The organism is Crystallibacter degradans (assembly GCF_012952295.1).
Taxonomy (GTDB): Bacteria; Actinomycetota; Actinomycetes; order Actinomycetales; family Micrococcaceae; genus Crystallibacter; species Crystallibacter degradans.
This window is the reverse complement of the sequence record NZ_JABBCH010000018.1, coordinates 41,199-60,433: the sequence shown is the minus strand read 5'-3', so window position 1 is coordinate 60,433 and position 19,235 is coordinate 41,199. Positions and strand designations below refer to the sequence as shown.

Below are 19,235 nucleotides of genomic sequence, written 5' to 3'. Positions count from 1 at the left end.
CCATGCCCGCTTCCACGGCCAACCGGCACCTGCGGAGCGCGGGTGCCCTGCCTCGCACCATCGTGGTGACGGTCGTGGTCATCGCCCTCGCCGCCGGGGCGCACACTGCCGGCGGCGGAACCCTGCCCGCGGCCGGCATCACTGCCACCTTGGGCGCATTGCTGTTACTTCCCGTGCGACTGCTGGTTTCCCGCCAGCTGCCTGCACGTGCCCTGCTGCCCGTGCTGGCCGCGGGCCAGCTGCTCCTGCATGAACTATTCGGTCTGCTCTCCCCGCACCAGGGATGCGCGCCCGCCGGCGGTCCACCGGCGCACCACGGGCCCGGACCGGGTACGTGGTGCGCCGCCGCCGCGGATGCCGTTCCGGCGGCCCATCTGCATCTGGGTGAAGGGCTCCCGGCCCTGCCCATGGCATTGGCGCATCTGCTTGCCGCGGCGGTCGCTGCCCTGATGATCGCCCGCGGTGAAACCGCCCTGCGCTTCGCCGCGGACTGCCTCCTTGCCTTGTTCCGCCTGCCCGCGCCCGCGCAGTGGATACCGGCGGTCCGTGTCCTTCCCGGAACATGTGGTTCCGTCCCGGTAGCCCGCACGGGGTACCGGAGGGACTCGCCGCGCGGGCCACCGGCCGGCATTGGTCCGGCTCCCACGCTGCGCCTGTGGCCCGAACGGGCTGCCGGCTCATGCTCTGATCCCGCTGCTCAACGAGCACGGCACTTCACCTATATTCCTGCCCGCCCTGCCTGAGACGACGCGGGGCCGGGCGACCCGTTTCTTTAAAGGAAAAACCATGAACAACCCGATGCCCTTCCGCCTGCCGCGCGCCGCGGCGGCGGCCCTTGCCTTCCTCCTGGCGGCAGCGCTTGTCCTGCTGCAGCCGGTATCCGGGGCTTTCGCGCACGATGAACTGCTGGGCAGCGACCCTGCCGACGGCGACACCGTCGAACAGATGCCCGGAGACATCGTCCTGCGCTATTCCGCGGACGTGGTCGGCCTCGGCAGCACCGTCCTGATCCAGGACGCCGAGGGCAACGACTGGACCGACGGCGAAACCCGCATCGTGGACGACGCCATGATCCAGGAAGTCCGCTCCGGGGCGCCGGCCGGTGACTACACGGTGCTGTGGCGCGCCGTGTCCTCGGACTCGCACCCCATCGAAGGAACACTGACCTTCACCGTTGCCGGATCGGCGGAGAGCCAGGCAACACCGGAAAGTACACCGGCTGCCTCCCCGTCTGCTGCTCCGGCACCGGCCACTCCCGCGGACTCCGCAGCACTGTCGACGGAAGCCGCAGGGGACAGCGAACAGGCAGCCACCGGTTCGGATGCCACCGGCGTCCTTATCGGGGCCGCGGTGGTCCTGGTCCTCATCGTCGCCCTGACCGCGTTCGTCGTGAGGAGGAAGGCCAAGGCCGGCAACTAGCCGCCCCTGGCCCTTTCCCGTTGCCGGTACACCCACGGTGTGCCGGCAACGGGCCCTCCGCCGTGCTGTAAAGGAACGACATGAGTATTGGCGGATACTTCGCCGAAATGGTCCAGTCCGGTGCGCTGCTGGTGGCCATGCCGCTGGCCATGACCGCCGGTCTGGTCTCATTCATCTCGCCCTGCATCCTGCCGCTCGTCCCCGGGTATCTGGGCTACGTGTCCGGGCTGGCCGACCCGTCCCGGCCGGACAGCCGGCGCCGGGTCCTGGCCGGCGTGGGCCTGTTCATCCTCGGCTTCGCCGCCGTGTTCACCCTCTACGGGGCAGCGTTCGGCGTGATCGGCGGGTGGCTGCTGCAATGGCAGGACACCCTGATCCGCGTCCTTGGCGTGTTCGTCGTGCTCATGGGCCTGGTCCTGGTCGGCAGGTTCTCCTTCTTCCAGACCACCAAAAAACTCTCCTTCAAGCCCAGGACCGGCGTCGCCGGCGCCCCGCTGCTCGGCGTGGTCTTCGGACTCGGCTGGACCCCCTGCATGGGCCCGACCCTCAGCGCCGTCCTGGCCCTGAGCACCACCACCGGGGACGCCTGGCGCGGCGCGCTGCTGGGCTTCCTCTACTGCCTGGGCCTGGGCATACCCTTCGTCCTCGTGGCCCTGGGCCTGGACTGGGTCACGAAAAGCCTGGGCTTCATCCGCCGCCACATCCGCCCGTTCAACATCATCGGCGGCTCCCTGCTCATCCTCGTGGGCGTGCTGATGGTCTCCGGAATCTGGATGCTCTGGATCTACCAGCTGCAAAACCTCGCCGGCACCTTCACCACCCCCGTCTAACCGGAAGGCACCACCATGAACCCCCGCATCCCCGTTCCTCCCGGCACACCGCGGCCTGGCCGCCGCGGCGTCCTGCTCGGCACGGCATTCGCTGCCCTGCTCCTCGCCGGCTGCGCCGCACCGGATTCGCTGGCCGCCCAGGCCAAGGCAGGAGACAACAAGAACTACATCGCCGGCGACGGCTCGGTCTCCGAATACGCCCCCGCAGGCCGGGGCAAACCCGTCCAGCTCACCGGCCGGCTCTACGACGGCACAGCCGTGGGCTCCACTGAGTGGGCGGACCAGGTCGTGGTGCTGAACTTCTGGTACGCCGCCTGCGCCCCCTGCCGCGTCGAAGCAGCCGACCTCGAAGCCCTGCACCAGGAATTCCAGGACGACGGCGTGCTGTTCTACGGCGTCAACCTCCGCGACTCCGCCGCCACCGCGGCGGCCTTTGAACGCAACTTCGGGACCACCTACCCCAGCTTCGACGACACCGACGGCGGAATCCTGCTCGTCCTCACCGAGTACGTACCGCCGCAGGCCGTTCCCACCACCCTCGTCCTGGACCGCCAGACCCGCGTGGCAGCCCGGATCCTGGGCGTGGCGCAGAAAAGCACCCTGAAGGCACTCATCTCCGACACGGCCAAGGGGCGCACCCCGTGAACACGTCAAATCGTACCGCCACGCCACGTCCCGTGACAGCGGCCCCGGAAGGCAATGCCGCAGGCGGTGCCCTGCCGGTTTTCGCCCGACAGCGGCCGTTCGGGTTCCTCCTGCTGGTCACCGGGGCGATAGGTTTCATTGCCTCAGGGATCCTGGTCCTGGAACGGCTGGAACTGTACAAGGACTCCGGGCACGCGACCAGCTGCGATATCAATCCCTGGGTCTCCTGCGGCCGGGTCATGAAAACCTGGCAATCGGAACTGTTCGGCTTCCCCAACCCCCTGATCGGCATCGCCGCGTTCGCCATCATCATCACCGTCGCGATGGCCATACTCGCGGGCGCCCGGTTCAGCCGCTGGTACTGGCTCGGGCTGCAAGCCGGCGTGACACTGGGCATGGTTTTCGTTGCCTGGCTATGGGGCCAGGCCCTCTTCGAAATCTACATCCTGTGCCTGTACTGCATGGTTGTCTGGGCCGCGATGATACCCATGTTCATCCTGCTGACCGTCAGAAACATGGCCCGTGGAGTCATCAAAGTACCAGCTGGCCTGGCCAGGGCCGCCTCCGAGTGGGCGTGGACTCTCGTGGCGGTGGTCTACGTCGGTGTGGCAGCCTCGGTTGTCGTTCGCTTTTTTAACGCTTTCGTGGGCGCTTAAGCCAATCCTGCGCTTACCTCGCGCAGGGCAAAGTGTCCGATCGCCGCGCATAAAAGAGTCGCAACATCCAACGGGTTCTCGTTTCCTCACGCAGGCTTTGTGCGCTGTCATGCGTCGGGTACGCATCTGTCTAGGCTTGGTACGTGGGAATAACGCCTTTGATCAAAACCATGGAACGGCATCAGATCGCCCTGTATCTGCTGGCCATCATCGTCGGCGCGGTGTTCGGCTGGCTGGTCCCTGCCGCCTCTGGGCCCCTCGAGCAGGCGATCAACCCCGTCCTGGGGTTGCTGCTGTTCGCGACGTTCCTGGGCATCCCGTTCGCCTCGACCAGCCAGGCGGTACGCGATGTCCGGTTCATGGCCACCGTTCTCGTCCTGAATTTCGTGGTCGTCCCGGCCGTGGTCTTCGGCCTGTCGCGGTTCATCGCCCATGATCAGGCCCTGCTGATCGGGGTGATGATGGTGCTCCTCACTCCCTGCATCGATTATGTAATCGTGTTTTCCGGACTGGCCGGCGGCGCCAATGAACGGCTCCTGGCTGCCGCGCCGCTGCTGATGCTGACACAGATGCTGCTGTTGCCCCTGTACCTGCTGCTGTTCATCGGCCCCGGCCTTGTTTCAGCCATCGAACCCGGACCTTTCATCGAGGCTCTGGTCCTGCTGATCATCATCCCGCTCGTGCTGGCGGCCCTCACGCAATGGTGGTCCCGGCGGGCAGCCGCCGGCCGGGACGTGATGGCGGTGATGGAAGGGCTGATGGTTCCGTTGATGATGCTGACGCTGGCCGTCGTCATCGGATCGCAGATCGTTGGCGTCGGGCACGAACTCGCATCACTGCTCTCAGTCATCCCCGTTTATGCCGCCTTCCTGGTGCTGATGGTCCCCGTCGGCAAGGCGGCGGCACGGGTAGCCGGGCTGGATGCGGGCAGTACGAAAGCCGTGATTTTCAGCGGCGCGACACGCAACTCGCTGGTCATCCTCCCGCTGGCCCTGGCCCTGCCCGAACCACTCGCCCTCGTGTCCCTTGTCGTCGTCACGCAGACCTTAGTCGAACTCCTCGGAATGGTCGCCTACGTCAAACTTCTTCCTCGAATCGTCAAACCGGACCACAAACTCCAGCCCAGCTAGGAGGGAACCGGGCATTCGGGACCGTAAGGCATCCCCGGCGTACCCGTGTTTGTGATGTCTTAAGATGCCACCCGGGCTGATATCGTCACCGCCGCCAAGCTGCGCGCCCACTGTCCGCCCCCGGGAGCCAGGCAGCGGGTTCGAGCGACGAGCTCCGTGCCGCCCTGGAGGCATACGCCCTCATGCTCCACCACCGCGGTGCCGGCGAGGCAGCGGCTTTCCTGCATCAAAACGCCCACGCAACCGATGCACAGCTGCACCTGCAGGACTTCATCGCCGAGCTCATCAGCCAGGCGGCAAAAGCCGGCGCTGTTCGGACAGACCTGGCACCACAGGACTTGGCGGTTTACGCATTGAGCGGGCTCAATGCCGCGGGCTCCGGGGTCTGAGGAGGATCGGTACGAAATTTCACGTTAGGCGTCAGGCGGCCCTTTTGCGCGTCCTGTTTGGGGATCCTTGACCGGGCGCTTTCTCAGGCGGGGCGAACGCGACATCGACCGAGGAATTGGAGGTGAACAGGCTGTTAGTTTCAGAAGTCGTCTGCACTTGCATGTCCGAAGTCGTCCGCACGGGTTGTACGGGGCTACGCAGAGATCGTGTTTTGTGCCTTGTCCGGCGCGGAGCGCGCGTCCGGAGAGCCACCTAATTTAGAGCCTGGCGTAGGCCCAGCCGTCCCATTGGCGCTGGGCCAGGTGTGAGATGGCCGCGGGAACCATGTCAATGCCGGGAGCGAGGTCTTTTTCTTCCAAGCCTGTTGAGCGCATGCTGTTGCCGCAGGCAAGGATGCTCACGTCCAGGTGCCGTGCGCTATTGACGGCCTCCGTGGCGTGTGAGTTTGTGGCGAGGAGTTTGACGCCGGGGCCCTGGACCACCACTTCGATGCCAGTTCCCGCGATGAGTGCGGCACGGGCGTTGGAGGCGCTGCGGAGGATGCTGGCAAGGGTGTCCTGCTCAAGCGGCCCAGCGGAGTGAATGAGAAAGCCCCTGCCGTGTCCATCTTTCACGGTTTCTGCCGGCGTCCTGTTTATGGACATTTACTTTGTTGCTTCACTCAGCCCGGCGAAGGCTGTACGGAGTCGGGTGCCGGCGTCGTCTGCCACTTCTTTCACGGCCGGCGTGTCGCTGAGTTGGACCATGGTCTGCGGGTCAATGGCCTCGATGATGGTCACGGCTGCGTCCTTGCTCCGCCGCACCACTACGTTGCACGGCAGCAGTGCACCGATTTCGGGCTCTGCGGCGAGGGCGCGGCTGGCCAGGGCCGGGTTGCAGGCGCCGAGGATGACGTAATCCCCGACGGCGTCCGCAGCTTCGGCGCCAAGCTTGGCTTCGAAGGTGGACCGGACGTTGATTTCGGTCAGGATTCCGAACCCCTGCGCGGCCAGGGCCCCGCGGGTGCGTTCCAGCGCTTCCGCCCAGGGAAGGGAGACGGTGGTGGCAAGGGTGTACGTCATGATGCTCCTCGAAGTTGCTCGACGGTCCGCTGTTTAGGCGAGGGAGAGGAAAAGCTTTTCCAGGTCTTTCCGGTCCATGGTCGCGTCCTTCTGGACAATGCACTGCTCCAGGCCGGTGGCAATGATGGCGAAGCCGGCACGGTCAAGGGCTTTGGACACGGCCGCCAGCTGGGTGACGACGTCCTTGCAGTCCCGGCCTTCTTCAAGCATCCGGGTGACGGCGGCAAGCTGGCCCTGTGCGCGCTTGAGGCGGTTGATCACTGGTGTGAGTTCGGTTGGGTTTAGTTCCATGGGGGTCTCCATCGATGGGGGTGCTGCCCTCAACTATATACCCCCGTGGGTGTTTTGACTACCCCCGGGGGTATCTGCAATACTCTGTGGGTATTCACCCGTCCCCTTCCGAGAGGCCACCCATGACGTCCCCTTCCAAGGCAACAGCCGTTACCGCACTCGCCCCCGGAACCCTCCAGTCCTGGTTCAAAGAGCACCAGGACCTCGTGGTGATCGACGTGCGTTCCGCCGCCGAATTCGAGTCCATGCACATCCGCGGCTCCTACAATGTGCCGCTGCCGCTGCTCTCCGAGCACACGGATGAGCTGGCGGCCCGGCTGGGCAGCCGCGTTGTGCTGGTCTGCCAGTCCGGTGCCCGCGCCGAGCAGGCACGGCAGCGCCTGGGCGGTGCCGGCATCGGCACCGCTTACGTCCTGACCGGCGGTGTCCCGGGGTTCGCGGCCGCCGGCGGCGACGTGGTCCGCGGCAAGAACCGCTGGGACCTGGAGCGCCAGGTACGCCTGGCCGCCGGCTCCCTTGTTGTCCTTGGCCTGGCGGGCGGCAAGTTCGTTTCCCCGAAGATCCGGATGCTTGCCGCCGCCATTGGCACGGGTCTGACCTTCTCCGCCGCGACGAACACCTGCGCGATGGGCCAGGCGATCTCGGCCATGCCGTGGAACAAGGCCGCCAAGGAGCCTACCCGCGAAAGCGCCATCCTGCAGTTCCCGGTCGGCCCGGCCGCAGAAGCCGAGGCCAAAGCGTCGTGACCATGACCCTGTTCCTTGTCCTTGCCCTGTCCGTGGTCATCGGGCTCTCGCTCGGCGTCCTGGGCGGCGGTGGCTCCATCCTTACTGTCCCGATCCTGGTCTATGTGGCCGGATTCGAGGCCAAGGAAGCGATCGCGGCGTCCCTGTTCGTGGTCGGCGTCACCTCCGCGGTGAGCGTGATCAGCCATGCCCGCGGCGGAAGGGTAATGTGGCGGACCGGTTTGATCTTCGGCGCCGCCGGCATGGCGGGCGCCTTCGTCGGCGGGCTGCTCGGCGGCCGGATCCCGGGTCAGATCCTGCTGATCGCCTTCGCCCTGATGATGGTGGCCACCTCTGTCGCGATGCTCCGCGGCAGGAAAAAGGCAGGCGGGGGTGACGGCGCCGAACCCGTGAAGCACGAACTTCCCCTGGGCCGGGTGCTGCTGGACGGCGCCGTCGTGGGTCTGGTCACCGGCCTGGTAGGCGCCGGCGGCGGATTCCTCGTCGTTCCCGCCCTGGCACTGCTGGGCGGCCTGCCGATGTCCGTGGCCGTCGGAACCTCGCTGGTGGTCATCGCCATGAAGTCCTTCGCCGGGCTCGCCGGCTACCTCACCACGGTGCACCTGGACTGGGGCCTGACCCTGGCCGTCACGGCAGCCGCGATAGTGGGTACCCTGGTGGGCTCCAAATTGGCGGGCCGTATCCCGGAAGCTGCCCTGCGGAAAGCATTCGGCTGGTTCGTCCTGGCGATGGGCACCTTTGTCCTGACCCAACAGGCGCCGGAGGAACTGCGCTGGATCATCGTCGCCGGTGTTGCTGCCCTGGCCGTGACTGCTGCCGGAATCTGCTGGTTTTTCGTCAACTCCTGCCCGTTGCGCAAGAACGACAGGAACAGCGCCCACAGAAGCGGCCAGCCCTCTCCGGCCTGACCGGCAGCCGAACCAGTACCGCTGCCGTCCCGCCGGGGCGCCACTCGATCAATACGAAAGGAATGAACGTCATGGGACTCATCAGCTCCCTGAAGAAGGCATTCAGCAAACCCTACAAAACCGTCTCCGTAGCCGAGGCCAAGGACCTTCTTTCCTCCGGCGCTACCTTGATCGATGTCCGATCTGCCCAGGAATGGCGCACCGGCCGGGCGCCCCAGGCCAAACACGTCCCCCTGGACCGGCTGCAGACCAGCACCGCCGGCATCCAGAAAACCCGGCCGGTCATCGCGATGTGCGCCTCCGGGGTCCGCTCGGCCTCCGCAGCCCGGCTCCTCGCCGCCCAGGGCTACGAAGTCTACTCCCTCCGCGGCGGCATAGGCGCTTGGCGCCAGGCCGGCGAAACCGTCCGCTAACCACACCACCCCGCTTTTGACCCGAACTTTCGAAGGAGAACCCCATGGCTGAAATCACCGTCACCGAAACCGACCAGCGCCGCGACCAGGCCCGGATCCTTGATGTCCGCGAAGATTTCGAAGTCGCCGACGGCATGATCCCCGGCGCCCTGCACATCCCCATGGGACAGCTGCAGACCCGCCTGTCCGAACTGGACCCCAGCGTCCCGGTCATCGCCGTCTGCCGCAGCGGGAACCGGTCCGCCCAGGTCGCTGACGCGCTCAACGGTGCCGGCTACACCGCGGACACCATGGCCGGCGGCATGACAGCCTGGACCCGCGCAGGCCTCCCCACCACCTGACCCCGTCATCTGGGCTCCCTTCAGGGCTCCACATCCTCCAAGCGCTTCGGACGACACCGGAAGGACACGAACGGATCATGGCAACCATCAACGTCACCCAAGAGAACCTCGCTGAAACCCTGGAGAACAACGGGATCGTCCTCGTGGATTTCTGGGCAGCCTGGTGCGGCCCGTGCCGCATGTTCGCCCCCACCTACGAGACAGCCTCCGTAAAGCACCCGGACATTGTCTTCGCCAAGGTGGACACCGAAGCTGAGCCGGCCCTCGCCGCAGCGGCCGGCATCATCTCCATCCCCACCCTGATGGCCTTCCGCGACAAAACCCTGGTCTTCTCCCAGCCCGGCGCCCTGAACGCCCGAGGACTGGAGCAGGTCATCCAGGCCGTGAAGAACCTGGACATGGACGAAGTCCACGCCGAAACCGCCCGGCAACAGGCCTGAAAAGGAACTACCACATGGCAGCCACGCGGACCATCACGGCCGATGAACTCGCCGTCACCTGGCCCGCAGCCGTGGTGGTCGACGTCCGCAGCCGTGAGGAATACGCCATCGCCCACATACCGGGCAGCCTCAACATCCCGCTGGATGACATATCCTCCCGGCTGAAGGACCTGCCGAACACAACGTTGCACCTGCTGTGCGGCTCAGGCAAGCGCAGCAGCCAGGCCGCACAAATCCTCGCGGACCGGGGTTACCAGACCGTGAACGTCGCCGGCGGGATCACCGAGTGGTACCGCAACGGCCGCCCCGTTATCTACGCCGCGGCCCCGGCGGACAACCCTCCTCCTGACCGGCGGCGCTCCCTAGGTTCCCTCCGGCACCGCCTCTTGAGTCGGGCGGCGCGGACATCCTGACCCTCAGGACCAAGGCCAGCTCCGGCCTTGCGTAATACCCCAGGGGGTATTAGTCTTGTTATCAGAACAACGGGGAAAACTCCCCCATCCCTTCCCGAAGGAGAGCATCACATGCTTATCGAGCGTATTTACGATGAAGACCTCGCCCAGGCCAGCTACCTGATCGGCTGCCAGGCCAACGGCACGGCTGTCGTGGTGGATGGCCGCCGCGACATCGCGGTCTATCAGGATCTGGCCGCGAAGAACGGCATGGAGATCGTGGCCGTCACCGAAACCCACATCCACGCCGACTACCTCTCCGGTACCCGCGAACTTGCCGCCGCCACGGGCGCGAAGATCTACGTCTCGGGTGAGGGCGGGCCCGACTGGCAGTACGAATTCGACGGTGAACGGCTCTACGACGGCGACGCGATCACCGTAGGCAACATCAGCATCCAGGCACTCCACACCCCGGGCCACACCCCCGAGCACCTGTCCTTCCTCGTGACCGACGGGGCGTTCAGCGACCAGCCCGGCTACCTGCTCTCCGGCGACTTCGTCTTCTCCGGCGACCTGGGCCGGCCGGACCTGCTGGACGAAGCAGCCGGCGGGATCGACACCCGGTTCGAGGGCGCCAAGCAGCTCTTCGCGAGCCTGCGGGATAAGTTCCTGACGCTGCCGGACTACGTCCAGGTCCATCCTGCCCACGGCGCGGGCAGCGCCTGCGGCAAGGCTCTGGGTGCCGTCCCCTCCTCCACCGTCGGTTATGAGCGGCTCTACTCCTGGTGGGGACCTTACCTGGCCGCGAACGACGAACAGGGCTTCATCGACGAGCTCCTGGACGGACAGCCCGACGCCCATGCCTACTTCGGCCGGATGAAGCGTGAAAACCGTGAAGGACCGGCCGTCATGGGCGAACGCGCCCCGCTGCCCGAACTTGCCACCGGGATCGTTGCCGCGGGCCTGGCAGAAGATACGCTGACCTTCATCGACACCCGCCCCAACAGCGAAGTCCATAAGGGCACCGTGGTCCGGTCCCTGAACATCCCTGCCGGCAAGTCAGTAGCGAGTTACGGCGCCTGGGTGGTGAACCCGGAAACCGACAAGAACCCGCTGGTGCTCCTGGCCAAGGACCAGGAGCAGGCGCAGGACATGTGGGACCACCTGGTACGGGTCGGCATCGACAACGTCGCCGGCTACCTCACCGGCATCGACGGGCTGCCCACCTTCACCCCCAAGCTGATCCAGCCCGAAAAACTCGACGGGTTCGACGCCGCCATGGTGCTCGATGTCCGCAACAAGACCGAGCACACCGCCGGGCACGTCCCCGGCTCGCACCAGCTCAGCGGCGGCCGCGCCATGTGGCACCTGGATGAACTCCCGACCGAAGGAACCATTGTGAGCTACTGCCAGTCCGGTGTGCGGAACTCCGTCGCGGCCAGCGCCCTGCGCCGGGCCGGGTACGACGTCGTCGAGCTCGAGGGCAGCTACGCCGCCTGGGACGCCTGGCACAACTCCCATCAGTCAGCCAAGGCCTAGAACCACGACCCACCGGCACGTCCTGGAAAACCTGCGGTCAGGAACGGCCTGGCCGTGCACGAAAAGAGATAAGGAATCCCTTGATGATGAACGGCTTTGGTATGGGCGGAATGGGATTTGCCTGGATCTTCTGGCTTCTGCTGATCGCGGGCGTAGTCGTGCTCGCCGTGGTGCTGGTCAAAGCCTTCACCAGCAACGCCGGCGGCAACACACCCGCCGATATGCAAGGACCACCGCGCACAGGTGTCGGCCCCGCCCGTGCCCGGGAGATCCTTCAGGAGCGTTACGCCCGCGGGGAGATCAGCGCCGAGGAATACCAGGAACGGCGGCGGATACTGGAGGAGGACGGCCGGTGAGGCCGTTGACACGCCGCCAGCTGCTGGCACTGGGCGCGGTCGGTGCCGGCGCTGCCGCTGCCGGCGGCGCCGGGCTGTGGCTGACCACCGGCAACGGCCCGGGCTTCGGATACACCGGGGGTGAGGACCTGGCCGAACCCCAGGTGCTGGCCAGCCGCGGCGGTGTACTGGAGCTGGACCTGACCGCCGCGCCGGCACGGATCCAGGTCGGCGGGCGGGAGGCCTCCGTCCAGGCGTTCAACGGCTCCCTGCCCGGCCCGACCCTGCGGGTCCGCGCGGGCGACACGATCCGGATCACCATGCGCAACGGGCTGCAGGCTCCCACGAACCTGCACGTGCACGGACTGCACGTCTCCCCCCAGGGCAACAGCGACAACCCCTTCGTCAGCATCGACCCGGGCGGGTCCTTCGACTACGAATTCACCCTGCCAGAGGACCACCCGCCGGGCACCTACTGGTACCACCCGCACCGCCACGGGCACGTCGCCGGCCAGGTCGCCGCCGGCCTCTACGGCGCCATCGTGGTGGAGGACCCCGACCCGGTCCCGGTCACCCGGGACCGGGTCATGGTGGTCTCCGACCTGTCCCTGGATGCTTCCGGGAATCTCGCCGAGGTGGACCAGATGCAGCAGATGATGGGACGCGAGGGACAGATCGTCCTGGTCAACGGACAACTCCGCCCGCAACTGCGCGCCGCGCCCCGGGAGCGGGAGCGCTGGCGGATCATCAACGCCTGCCCCTCCCGGTACCTGCGCCTGGCACTGGAGGGCCAGGGGGTCCGGCTGCTCAGCCGGGACCTCGGGCGCCTGCCGGTCCCCGAGGACGTCACCGAAGTGGTTCTCGCCCCCGGCAACCGCGTTGAGCTGCTCGTGGACACCCGTGGCGGGTCCTCCACCCTCACCGCGGCCCCCGTGGACCGCGGCAGCATGAACGCCATGATGAGCGGGGCCATGAGGGGTGACAACGTACCCGGTGGCGACCCGGTCGAACTACTCACCCTGGCCGTCTCGGGAAGCGCCGGCACTGACCCAGGGCCCGTGCCTGAGGGACAGCCGCTGCGCGATCTGCGGAACGAACCGGTCACCGCCGCCCGTACACTGGACTTCGCCATGGGCATGAACGGAAACATGAGCGGGGGAATGGGCATGGGCAGCGGACAGGGCACCATGATGGCCTTCACCATCAACGGACGGGAGTTCGACCCCGAACGGCTCGACGAGACGGCAGCAGCCGGGACCGTGGAAGAGTGGACCCTGGCCAACTCCAGCCCCATGGACCATCCCATCCACCTGCACGTGTGGCCCATGCAGATTATCCAGGACGGCGGCCGCGACGTGACCAGGCCCACTTGGCAGGACGTGGTCAACGTCCCCGCCCGCAGCCAGGTGAAAGTGCGGGTGGCCTTTGACGACTTTTCCGGCCGCACCGTGTTCCACTGCCACATCCTGGACCACGAAGACCAAGGCATGATGGCCACCGTCCAAGCCCGCTGACCAGCCAGCGACCGCGGGAAAACTCACTGCAACCCATGCATGGCTCTGCAACCTGTGCTCTACGACCCCCGGTGCGGATACGTCCAGAATCAAAACAGACACGGGCGGTAAACGGCCGGCTCCACAGGGACACCGCCGTCGGCTCAGCCGGATACCGCACCGAACACCGACAGGATCCGTCAATGGCCTCAGGCAACACCCCCGCCCGCCGGCAGCCCCGAACCCCAGAGGGCATCACGCTGGGCCTGCGGCAGAACCTGGCCCAGTTCATGCTCCTCGTCGCCGTCAACGCCCTGGTCGGCGGCACCCTTGGCCAGGAGCGGACGGTGCTGCCGCTGCTCGCCGGACAGGTCTTCCACCTCGACCAGTACACCTCCGCCCTGACCTACATCCTGGCGTTCGGGCTGGCCAAAGCCGCCACCAACTACTTCGCCGGAACCCTCTCGGACCGCCACGGCCGCAAACCCGTCCTGGTCGCCGGCTGGCTCATCGCCCTCCCGGTCCCGGTCCTGCTGATCTACGGACCCTCCTGGGGCTGGATCGTCGCGGCCAACGTGGTGCTCGGCATCAGCCAGGGCCTGACCTGGTCAACCACGGTGATGATGAAAATGGACCTCGTCGGCCCCGAACGCCGCGGCCTGGCCATGGGGTTGAACGAAGCAGCCGGTTACCTCGGCGTCGCAGGCACCGCACTGGCCACCGGTTACATCGCCTCCACCTACGGGCTGCGTCCAGGGCCGTTCCTGCTCGGTGCCGCCTTCATCGCGGTCGGACTCGGCCTGTCCGTCCTGGCCGTGCGGGAAACCCACCACCACGCCAAGGCCGAAGCCGCCGCCCATGTCCCGGTCCACGCCGGAAGCCAGGCCGGGCTGAGCAACCGTGCCGTCTTCACCCTGACCAGCTTCCGCGACAAATCCCTCTCCTCCGTCAGCCAGGCCGGGATGGTAAACAACCTCAACGACGGCCTCGCCTGGGGACTTTTCCCCGTCCTGTTCGCCGCCGCAGGGCTCAGCATCGAACGCATCGGCATCCTCGCCGCTCTCTACCCGGCCGTCTGGGGCGCCGGGCAGCTGGTCACCGGCGCGCTCTCGGACCGGATCGGGCGCAAACCCCTGATCGCCGGCGGCATGTTCGTCCAGGCCGCGGCGCTGGGCATGGTCGCCTTCGGGAATGACTTTGGAATTTGGCTTGCCGCCGTCATCCTGCTCGGTGCCGGCACCGCCATGGTCTACCCGACGCTGCTCGCAGCGATCGGCGACGTCGCCCACCCCGGGTGGCGGGCACGTTCAGTCGGCATCTACCGGCTATGGCGCGATGGCGGATTCGCCGTCGGCGCCCTGCTCTCGGGACTCATCGCCGACGCCTACGGCATCCCGGCAGCCGTATTGACCGTCACCGGCCTGACTGCGCTCTCCGGCTTCATCGTGGCCATCCGCATGCGCCCCATTGACCACATAAACCGCCGCCCCACAGGCTGATACATAGGGGATTAGGGCGGCGGCGGGGACAATTAGCCGCCCCGCGGCGCTGAACCGTAGGTTTAGGCCACTTTCCGTTCCCTGTTCACTGCCCGGCAGACTATCTGGAAAAAAGTTTCTCACCGTCCGGACGCAGTTCCCCTGTGGGTGATACGTGCCGGTACAGGGTCTGCCGGGTGATTCCCAGCTCGTCGCAGAGGTCTCCGACCTTGGTGTCGGGCTGGCCCATGGATGCCATGGCGAGCCGGACTTTGGCCGGTGTCATTTTGTAGGGCCGTCCGCCTTTTCGTCCGCGGGCCCGTGCCGAGGCGAGGCCGGCGAGGGTGCGTTCGGAGATGAGCTCGCGTTCGAATTCGGCCAGGGCCGCGAAGATCCCAAAGACCAGTTTCCCGGAGGCTGTGGTGGTGTCGATGGCTGCGCCCTGTCCGGTGAGGACTTTGAGGCCGATGCCCCGTTCGGTGAGGTTATGGACGACGTTGACCAGGTGGCGCAGGTCGCGGCCGAGGCGGTCAAGTTTCCAGACCACCAGGGTGTCGCCGTCCCGGAGGGCTTTGAGGCAGGCGGTCAGGTGCGGCCTGTCGTCGCGTTTGCCGGATGCCTTGTCTTCATACAACTGGCCGGAGTCGACGCCGGCGGCAAGCAGGGCATCGCGCTGCAGGTCGGTGGTCTGTGATCCGTCGGTTTTGGAAACCCGCATATAGCCGACCAGCATCGGTTGCCCTCCATCATTTATACGTTCGTTTAAGTGACAGTGCGATTCCGGATCCGGCTGGAATCAGACGATGTCACTTAACCCGTTATTTATTCTAAGTCAGGCAAAGGGTCATTGATTCTCTGTTTGTGACAAAAGTCGAGGGGTATGTGAAGCTCGGCGAAGGTTTCCCGGAGACTGCCCACGGATTCTTCACTCCGGCACCCGTATCGTGCGAAGTCGTAGAGCTGCTGCGCGACGAGCGGGTCTACTTTGGCTGCTGCGATGCAGACTTCCGGTGCGTCCGTTGCCTGTTTCCAGAGCTCATCGAGAGTCGGCTTCTCTTGAGCGGTTGCTGTCCGTGTGCCAGGCCGTGTTCCGTCGCTGATCCGGGGGTTCGGTTCGGGACGCAGGAGGTGCGCGGAGGTACCCAGAGCGGTCAGTGAGCCGGCTTCGATCAGTTCCATCGCGGCGGCGGCTGCTTCGAGCAGCTGCTGCTGGACGGCCCAATGAAGGGTCTCGAACGGCTGCCACGAATACAGGCCGGCCCGAAAAGGGTGGCCGCAGTGTTCCCAGACACGACGCACGTCCTCCAGTTGCCGGCCATATCGTCCCTGCGCGGTGGTGAGTTCGTCCAGGAGGGTCCGCAGCAGCCGGAACCAGATGCCGGCGTGAACCGGATACCGGGGAAGATCGACGGAACCGGTGGTTATCGCCTGCCAGGTCCGCCGGTCCATGAGGGACAGCGACTCCGGCAGCGGCCGCTGGTCATGGGCGGGAGTTGCCCACAGAATGTAGTCAGGAGGATGTCCTTCGTAGGTTTCGAGCCGGCGCCCGTGGACCAGGCAGCTGGCCATGAGCGGCAATTGCCGGAAGAGCAGTAGCGCCGGGCTGGATTCCAGGCAGTCCGGGCATCCCCGCCGCGCCCCGGTTTCCGGCAGCCATGGCCGCCACTTCCGCGGGGCGTAGATATTGCGCCGCTTCGGCGGCAGGAGCACCGAGAGCTGGTGCACATAGGTTTCGTAAGCGCCGGGGGCAGGGATGAGGCTGTCGAAGAGCCATGGCACCCAGCCGGCCATGGTCATTGCGTTTACGCGGTGTTGGTCAAGACCGGTGCGCTTGGCGAGCTCTTCGAGCAGGTCCGTCGGCGGGTTCAGATCCAGCTCGGGGTCGCTGAGTTCCCTTTGGCCGAGTCCGTATTCGAGCAGCGCGTCGGAGTACATGCCGTAGCTGGCAGCGATCCGCCGCAGCCAGGAAGACAACGATTCCATTTCTACAGGTGCCGGGTGCAGGGGCCAGCGTTCCGGCGGTCTCACATCAGTTCGCGTTCGAACAAGCGCCGCCGTTCGGTGGGTCCTGCGTAGTCGGCCATGACCAGGGTGCGGCGATTGATGCGTTCTTCACCGCTTTCCACGGCGGCGATCGCCGCGGTGGTCAAGAGCCGGGTGAGTTCGCCAATGGTTCCCTCGCTTCGGGTTAGCAAATACTGCGCCATATCGGGGGTAGCGATGTCCGAGGGGCGCTGCAGCGGCAGGGCGGCGGCGAAGCTGGCCAACAACGACAGTGTGTCCTCACCCGTATTCCACAGGGGAAGGACGATGGGTTCGAACCGGTTCTCCAACTGATCATCGGATCTGACCGCAAGATACGCCTCCCGTGTTCCGACGCCGATGATCGGGATGCGCAGCTCGTTGCCCAGGAATCGCAGGAGATTGAGGAACTCCCGGCGGCTGTTGCCCTGCCCGGCGAGGACATTGTGCAGCTCGTCGATGACAAGCATGCGCACTCCCGTTGAACGCAGCAACTTCAGCGAGATCTGCTCCACGTCGGCCAGACGCCGGCGTGGTTGAAGAGGTGCACCGAGCGCCGCCAGGAGCGCGATGTAGAAGCGCAACACGGAAGGCTCGGACGGCATCTGCACGCACAACACCGGAATGTTTTCCCGGTCTGCCTCGGTCACAGGTAGGTGCCCCCGGCGAAACTTTTCCACGATCATCGACTTGCCGTTGTTCGTCGGCCCAATCAGCAACAGGTTCGGCATTCGCTGTTTGTCCGGCCAGCACAGCAGGGTCTCCAGGCGGGCCACCACCTCCACCGCGCGCGGGTAGCCGATCCACCGGTCGGCCCGGATCAGTTCAACCCGTTCGTTCGCAGGCAATCGGGCCGTGTCCCGCACACTCGGGTGCAGGTGCGACAACTCTGGTGCCTCGTAGTCGGCCATGGTCACCACTGCTCGATCTGATCGAATCGCAGCACCCGGGCCGCATCCGACACCGTCTCCGGCGCCTGATCAGCAAGGGCTTGCGGCGGGAGCAAAGGGGCTGGTATCCCGCCGCGCCGCGTCGTCGCTGCATTGCGGCGGTCGGCGTCGCGTCGCATGCGCTTGGTTGTTTTCGACGCAGTAGCCGCGATCTCTCTCATCTGCTCGATCATGCGGAACAATGCCGCCTCATCCACTTGCGCTAGGCCGCGCTCGTGCAGCCGCGCCAATGCGTGTCTGTGCTCCCACAGGCTCACAGACGGGTTCGCCATCGTCCGGTAAGGAACCTCCACATAATGAACCCCCTCCGGTTCCAACACCCAGATCCGGCTGATGTCCCGGGGGTCCCGACGGATCAGAAACGGCCCAAGCGTGTCGCGCCGGCTGATCCACGGTTTCAGCACGTTCGAGAAATAGTGGACATGGTCGATGACGAATCCCGTTCGCGTCAAGGTACGCCGCACGACGGGAAGGAAGTCGACCAGGAACGCTGTCGGGTTCAAGGCAACCGCCGGCAGCCCTGTGGCCGCCACTCCTTCTGCCCACCGACCGGTGGGCGTCTGCCCCAAGGTGCTGTGGAGGGTGCCGTGGTAGCTGGTCACGGCCAGGGTCATCCATTTCTCCAGCTCGCGCAGGGTCAGCGCCGCTTTCCGGTCCGAGTCATACCGGCCCCGTTCGACGGGATTGGAAAAGGTGGTTCCGGGAAGTTCGTGGATTTGCTGCATCGCGGTGCCGATCACCCTTTCCACGATCCCGCCATAGTGAGGCCGGCCCGGCGGGCGGTAGGCCAGCTGGATACCGTGTTGCTCGCATCCTCGCCGGAGCGCCTCGCTCTTGAATTCGCTGGCGTTATCCAGGTGCAGCTGTCTCGGCTTCCCGCTCATGGACCACTGCGCCTCAATACCCAAACTTTCAAGCGATGGCCTTTTGTCTGTGCCGGCATGCGCCAGGCACAGCCCGACCGACACTGCCGAGGGCGCCTCCAGGGTGACGACCATGCCAACAATGCATCGGCTGTAGACATCGATCGCGACAGTCAGATACGGGCGGCCGATCGGTTGGCGCTCCCGTTCGTCGACGACGATGACGTCGATGACCGTGTGATCGATCTGCACCTGTTCCAAGATTGTGCCGATCACCGGCACCTCGTCCCCGGCAGACTGCAACTGCCGCACCGCATTGGGGCCACCCCTGCGCCGGCCTACCTCAACTGGATTCAGCGCCCGGATTCGCCGCTCGACCGTGTTTCGAGCCGGGACAGGGAGCTGCCGTGCGCGGCACGCTGCAGCGATGTCGCGATACACAGCCGCCAAGGTACGTTTCTGCCGGGTCAGGAACTGCTTCCGCACGATCTCGCGGACGAGGTCTTCGACTTCGTCCAACAGACGCGCGGTTCCTTTCCCTCCGGAGGAGCGGCCCGGGGCCAAATCCGTCAGCAACCCAGACCCGGCGCGATGGCGTTTGATCAGCACATACACCTGGCGTCGCGATATGCCCAACGCCAGGGCAGCCGCATCAACTGTCGCCCTGCCGACGACCGCGTGCGCTGCCAAGGGCGTGATCACCGCCGAAACTGACTTCGTCCGGTCCCACAAAGCATCGGGCATGGTCAACGTGCCCGGCTCACGAATGTGTGTAGATTCTGCATCCACTCCGCTACCTCCCTTGGTGTGCAGAGGAGTAGTAAGCAACATCGACATTAGTGCAGAGGAGTATTGAAAAACCAGCGCTCAACACTCGCCTGCACAACCGCGAA

General features: G+C 65.9%; 24 protein-coding genes. 17 read left to right on the top strand and 7 right to left on the bottom strand.

Features of this window, described 5'->3' with window-relative positions:
- The first annotated feature begins 2 nt into the window (after nucleotides 1-2).
- The 7 genes from HGO92_RS19945 (at nucleotide 3) to HGO92_RS19915 (ending at nucleotide 5,069) form a co-directional block, all read left to right on the top strand.
- The gene (locus tag HGO92_RS19945; protein WP_169997957.1) at nucleotides 3-743 is read left to right on the top strand and encodes a hypothetical protein; all 741 of its coding nucleotides are present in this window, start codon (nucleotides 3-5) and stop codon (nucleotides 741-743) included.
- 43 nt (nucleotides 744-786) lie between these two features.
- A complete protein-coding gene (locus HGO92_RS24345; protein WP_169997955.1) occupies nucleotides 787-1,419 on the top strand; it encodes a copper resistance CopC family protein in 633 nt (210 codons plus the stop codon).
- A gap of 80 nt (nucleotides 1,420-1,499) precedes the next feature.
- Nucleotides 1,500-2,249 (top strand): cytochrome c biogenesis CcdA family protein, encoded by a 750-nt coding sequence (locus HGO92_RS19935; RefSeq protein ID WP_169997953.1) that lies wholly within the window; start codon nucleotides 1,500-1,502, stop codon nucleotides 2,247-2,249.
- A gap of 15 nt (nucleotides 2,250-2,264) precedes the next feature.
- On the top strand, nucleotides 2,265-2,894 hold the full coding sequence (locus tag HGO92_RS19930; RefSeq protein WP_169997951.1) for a TlpA family protein disulfide reductase: 630 nt from the start codon (nucleotides 2,265-2,267) through the stop codon (nucleotides 2,892-2,894).
- A 32-nt stretch (nucleotides 2,895-2,926) separates the two neighbouring features.
- The gene (locus HGO92_RS19925; protein ID WP_413542066.1) at nucleotides 2,927-3,550 is read left to right on the top strand and encodes a vitamin K epoxide reductase family protein; all 624 of its coding nucleotides are present in this window, start codon (nucleotides 2,927-2,929) and stop codon (nucleotides 3,548-3,550) included.
- Between the two features lie 170 nt (nucleotides 3,551-3,720).
- Nucleotides 3,721-4,680: an arsenic resistance protein gene (locus HGO92_RS19920; protein ID WP_169997948.1), complete on the top strand. Its 960-nt coding sequence runs from the start codon at nucleotides 3,721-3,723 to the stop codon at nucleotides 4,678-4,680.
- Between the two features lie 182 nt (nucleotides 4,681-4,862).
- Nucleotides 4,863-5,069 carry a hypothetical protein gene (locus tag HGO92_RS19915; protein WP_169997946.1) on the top strand — a complete coding sequence of 69 codons (207 nt, stop codon included), beginning with the start codon at nucleotides 4,863-4,865 and terminating at the stop codon, nucleotides 5,067-5,069.
- Between the two features lie 258 nt (nucleotides 5,070-5,327).
- On the opposite strand, the gene HGO92_RS19910 is transcribed toward HGO92_RS19915, so the two are convergent.
- From HGO92_RS19910 to HGO92_RS19900, 3 genes are read right to left on the bottom strand one after another with little or no spacing between them, the layout of a single operon-like run.
- On the bottom strand, nucleotides 5,328-5,714 hold the full coding sequence (locus tag HGO92_RS19910) for a DsrE family protein (protein ID WP_169997944.1): 387 nt from the start codon (nucleotides 5,712-5,714) through the stop codon (nucleotides 5,328-5,330).
- Nucleotides 5,715-6,131, bottom strand: a complete 417-nt coding sequence (locus tag HGO92_RS19905) for a DUF302 domain-containing protein (protein ID WP_169997942.1) — start codon at nucleotides 6,129-6,131, stop codon at nucleotides 5,715-5,717.
- 33 nt (nucleotides 6,132-6,164) lie between these two features.
- On the bottom strand, nucleotides 6,165-6,422 hold the full coding sequence (locus HGO92_RS19900) for a metal-sensitive transcriptional regulator (RefSeq protein WP_142117514.1): 258 nt from the start codon (nucleotides 6,420-6,422) through the stop codon (nucleotides 6,165-6,167).
- 122 nt (nucleotides 6,423-6,544) lie between these two features.
- Here HGO92_RS19900 and HGO92_RS19895 point away from each other — a divergent pair, with 122 nt between their 5' ends.
- The 10 genes from HGO92_RS19895 (at nucleotide 6,545) to HGO92_RS19850 (ending at nucleotide 14,528) form a co-directional block, all read left to right on the top strand.
- Nucleotides 6,545-7,168, top strand: a complete 624-nt coding sequence (locus HGO92_RS19895; protein ID WP_169997940.1) for a rhodanese-like domain-containing protein — start codon at nucleotides 6,545-6,547, stop codon at nucleotides 7,166-7,168.
- Entirely contained in the window at nucleotides 7,165-8,076 is a 912-nt protein-coding gene (locus tag HGO92_RS19890) for a sulfite exporter TauE/SafE family protein (RefSeq protein WP_169997939.1), read from the top strand. Before HGO92_RS19895 ends, HGO92_RS19890 begins: the two co-directional genes overlap by 4 nt.
- Nucleotides 8,077-8,147: 71 nt before the next feature.
- Nucleotides 8,148-8,489, top strand: coding sequence for a rhodanese-like domain-containing protein (locus HGO92_RS19885; protein ID WP_169997937.1), 342 nt, complete (start codon nucleotides 8,148-8,150; stop codon nucleotides 8,487-8,489).
- A 44-nt stretch (nucleotides 8,490-8,533) separates the two neighbouring features.
- Complete coding sequence (locus HGO92_RS19880; RefSeq protein WP_169997935.1) at nucleotides 8,534-8,830, top strand: rhodanese-like domain-containing protein; 297 nt, start codon at nucleotides 8,534-8,536, stop codon at nucleotides 8,828-8,830.
- A gap of 77 nt (nucleotides 8,831-8,907) precedes the next feature.
- Nucleotides 8,908-9,270, top strand: a complete 363-nt coding sequence (locus HGO92_RS19875; RefSeq protein ID WP_169997933.1) for a thioredoxin family protein — start codon at nucleotides 8,908-8,910, stop codon at nucleotides 9,268-9,270.
- A gap of 14 nt (nucleotides 9,271-9,284) precedes the next feature.
- The gene (locus HGO92_RS19870) at nucleotides 9,285-9,683 is read left to right on the top strand and encodes a rhodanese-like domain-containing protein (protein ID WP_169997931.1); all 399 of its coding nucleotides are present in this window, start codon (nucleotides 9,285-9,287) and stop codon (nucleotides 9,681-9,683) included.
- A 111-nt stretch (nucleotides 9,684-9,794) separates the two neighbouring features.
- The gene (locus HGO92_RS19865) at nucleotides 9,795-11,201 is read left to right on the top strand and encodes an MBL fold metallo-hydrolase (RefSeq protein ID WP_169997929.1); all 1,407 of its coding nucleotides are present in this window, start codon (nucleotides 9,795-9,797) and stop codon (nucleotides 11,199-11,201) included.
- Nucleotides 11,202-11,284: 83 nt separating this feature from the next.
- On the top strand, nucleotides 11,285-11,557 hold the full coding sequence (locus HGO92_RS19860; protein ID WP_169997927.1) for an SHOCT domain-containing protein: 273 nt from the start codon (nucleotides 11,285-11,287) through the stop codon (nucleotides 11,555-11,557).
- Nucleotides 11,554-13,050, top strand: coding sequence for a multicopper oxidase family protein (locus HGO92_RS19855; RefSeq protein WP_169997925.1), 1,497 nt, complete (start codon nucleotides 11,554-11,556; stop codon nucleotides 13,048-13,050). Before HGO92_RS19860 ends, HGO92_RS19855 begins: the two co-directional genes overlap by 4 nt.
- A 182-nt stretch (nucleotides 13,051-13,232) precedes the next feature.
- On the top strand, nucleotides 13,233-14,528 hold the full coding sequence (locus HGO92_RS19850) for an MFS transporter (protein WP_169997923.1): 1,296 nt from the start codon (nucleotides 13,233-13,235) through the stop codon (nucleotides 14,526-14,528).
- A gap of 100 nt (nucleotides 14,529-14,628) precedes the next feature.
- Here the strand turns inward: HGO92_RS19850 and HGO92_RS19845 are convergent, their stop codons facing one another.
- From HGO92_RS19845 to HGO92_RS19830, 4 genes are all read right to left on the bottom strand, one after another.
- The gene (locus tag HGO92_RS19845) at nucleotides 14,629-15,240 is read right to left on the bottom strand and encodes a recombinase family protein (RefSeq protein WP_169997921.1); all 612 of its coding nucleotides are present in this window, start codon (nucleotides 15,238-15,240) and stop codon (nucleotides 14,629-14,631) included.
- 89 nt (nucleotides 15,241-15,329) lie between these two features.
- Nucleotides 15,330-16,535, bottom strand: a complete 1,206-nt coding sequence (locus tag HGO92_RS19840; protein ID WP_264669843.1) for a TniQ family protein — start codon at nucleotides 16,533-16,535, stop codon at nucleotides 15,330-15,332.
- A complete protein-coding gene (locus tag HGO92_RS19835) occupies nucleotides 16,532-17,440 on the bottom strand; it encodes a TniB family NTP-binding protein (protein WP_169997917.1) in 909 nt (302 codons plus the stop codon). The genes HGO92_RS19840 and HGO92_RS19835 overlap by 4 nt, the downstream gene beginning before the upstream one ends.
- Nucleotides 17,441-17,442: 2 nt before the next feature.
- Nucleotides 17,443-19,131, bottom strand: a complete 1,689-nt coding sequence (locus tag HGO92_RS19830; RefSeq protein WP_169997915.1) for a TnsB C-terminal domain-containing protein — start codon at nucleotides 19,129-19,131, stop codon at nucleotides 17,443-17,445.
- Between the last annotated feature and the right edge of the window lie 104 nt (nucleotides 19,132-19,235).

Excerpts from the sequence above, each read along its gene's own strand:
- HGO92_RS19945 (WP_169997957.1), top strand. The coding sequence starts at position 3 with ATGCCCGCTTCCACGGCCAACCGGCACCTGCGGAGCGCGGGTGCCCTG.
- HGO92_RS24345 (WP_169997955.1), top strand. The coding sequence starts at position 787 with ATGAACAACCCGATGCCCTTCCGCCTGCCGCGCGCCGCGGCGGCGGCC.
- HGO92_RS19935 (WP_169997953.1), top strand. The coding sequence starts at position 1,500 with ATGAGTATTGGCGGATACTTCGCCGAAATGGTCCAGTCCGGTGCGCTG.
- HGO92_RS19930 (WP_169997951.1), top strand. The coding sequence starts at position 2,265 with ATGAACCCCCGCATCCCCGTTCCTCCCGGCACACCGCGGCCTGGCCGC.
- HGO92_RS19920 (WP_169997948.1), top strand. The coding sequence starts at position 3,721 with ATGGAACGGCATCAGATCGCCCTGTATCTGCTGGCCATCATCGTCGGC.
- HGO92_RS19915 (WP_169997946.1), top strand. The coding sequence starts at position 4,863 with ATGCTCCACCACCGCGGTGCCGGCGAGGCAGCGGCTTTCCTGCATCAA.
- HGO92_RS19910 (WP_169997944.1), bottom strand. The coding sequence starts at position 5,714 with ATGTCCATAAACAGGACGCCGGCAGAAACCGTGAAAGATGGACACGGC.
- HGO92_RS19905 (WP_169997942.1), bottom strand. The coding sequence starts at position 6,131 with ATGACGTACACCCTTGCCACCACCGTCTCCCTTCCCTGGGCGGAAGCG.
- HGO92_RS19900 (WP_142117514.1), bottom strand. The coding sequence starts at position 6,422 with ATGGAACTAAACCCAACCGAACTCACACCAGTGATCAACCGCCTCAAG.
- HGO92_RS19895 (WP_169997940.1), top strand. The coding sequence starts at position 6,545 with ATGACGTCCCCTTCCAAGGCAACAGCCGTTACCGCACTCGCCCCCGGA.
- HGO92_RS19885 (WP_169997937.1), top strand. The coding sequence starts at position 8,148 with ATGGGACTCATCAGCTCCCTGAAGAAGGCATTCAGCAAACCCTACAAA.
- HGO92_RS19880 (WP_169997935.1), top strand. The coding sequence starts at position 8,534 with ATGGCTGAAATCACCGTCACCGAAACCGACCAGCGCCGCGACCAGGCC.
- HGO92_RS19875 (WP_169997933.1), top strand. The coding sequence starts at position 8,908 with ATGGCAACCATCAACGTCACCCAAGAGAACCTCGCTGAAACCCTGGAG.
- HGO92_RS19870 (WP_169997931.1), top strand. The coding sequence starts at position 9,285 with ATGGCAGCCACGCGGACCATCACGGCCGATGAACTCGCCGTCACCTGG.
- HGO92_RS19865 (WP_169997929.1), top strand. The coding sequence starts at position 9,795 with ATGCTTATCGAGCGTATTTACGATGAAGACCTCGCCCAGGCCAGCTAC.
- HGO92_RS19860 (WP_169997927.1), top strand. The coding sequence starts at position 11,285 with ATGATGAACGGCTTTGGTATGGGCGGAATGGGATTTGCCTGGATCTTC.
- HGO92_RS19850 (WP_169997923.1), top strand. The coding sequence starts at position 13,233 with ATGGCCTCAGGCAACACCCCCGCCCGCCGGCAGCCCCGAACCCCAGAG.
- HGO92_RS19845 (WP_169997921.1), bottom strand. The coding sequence starts at position 15,240 with ATGCTGGTCGGCTATATGCGGGTTTCCAAAACCGACGGATCACAGACC.
- HGO92_RS19835 (WP_169997917.1), bottom strand. The coding sequence starts at position 17,440 with ATGGCCGACTACGAGGCACCAGAGTTGTCGCACCTGCACCCGAGTGTG.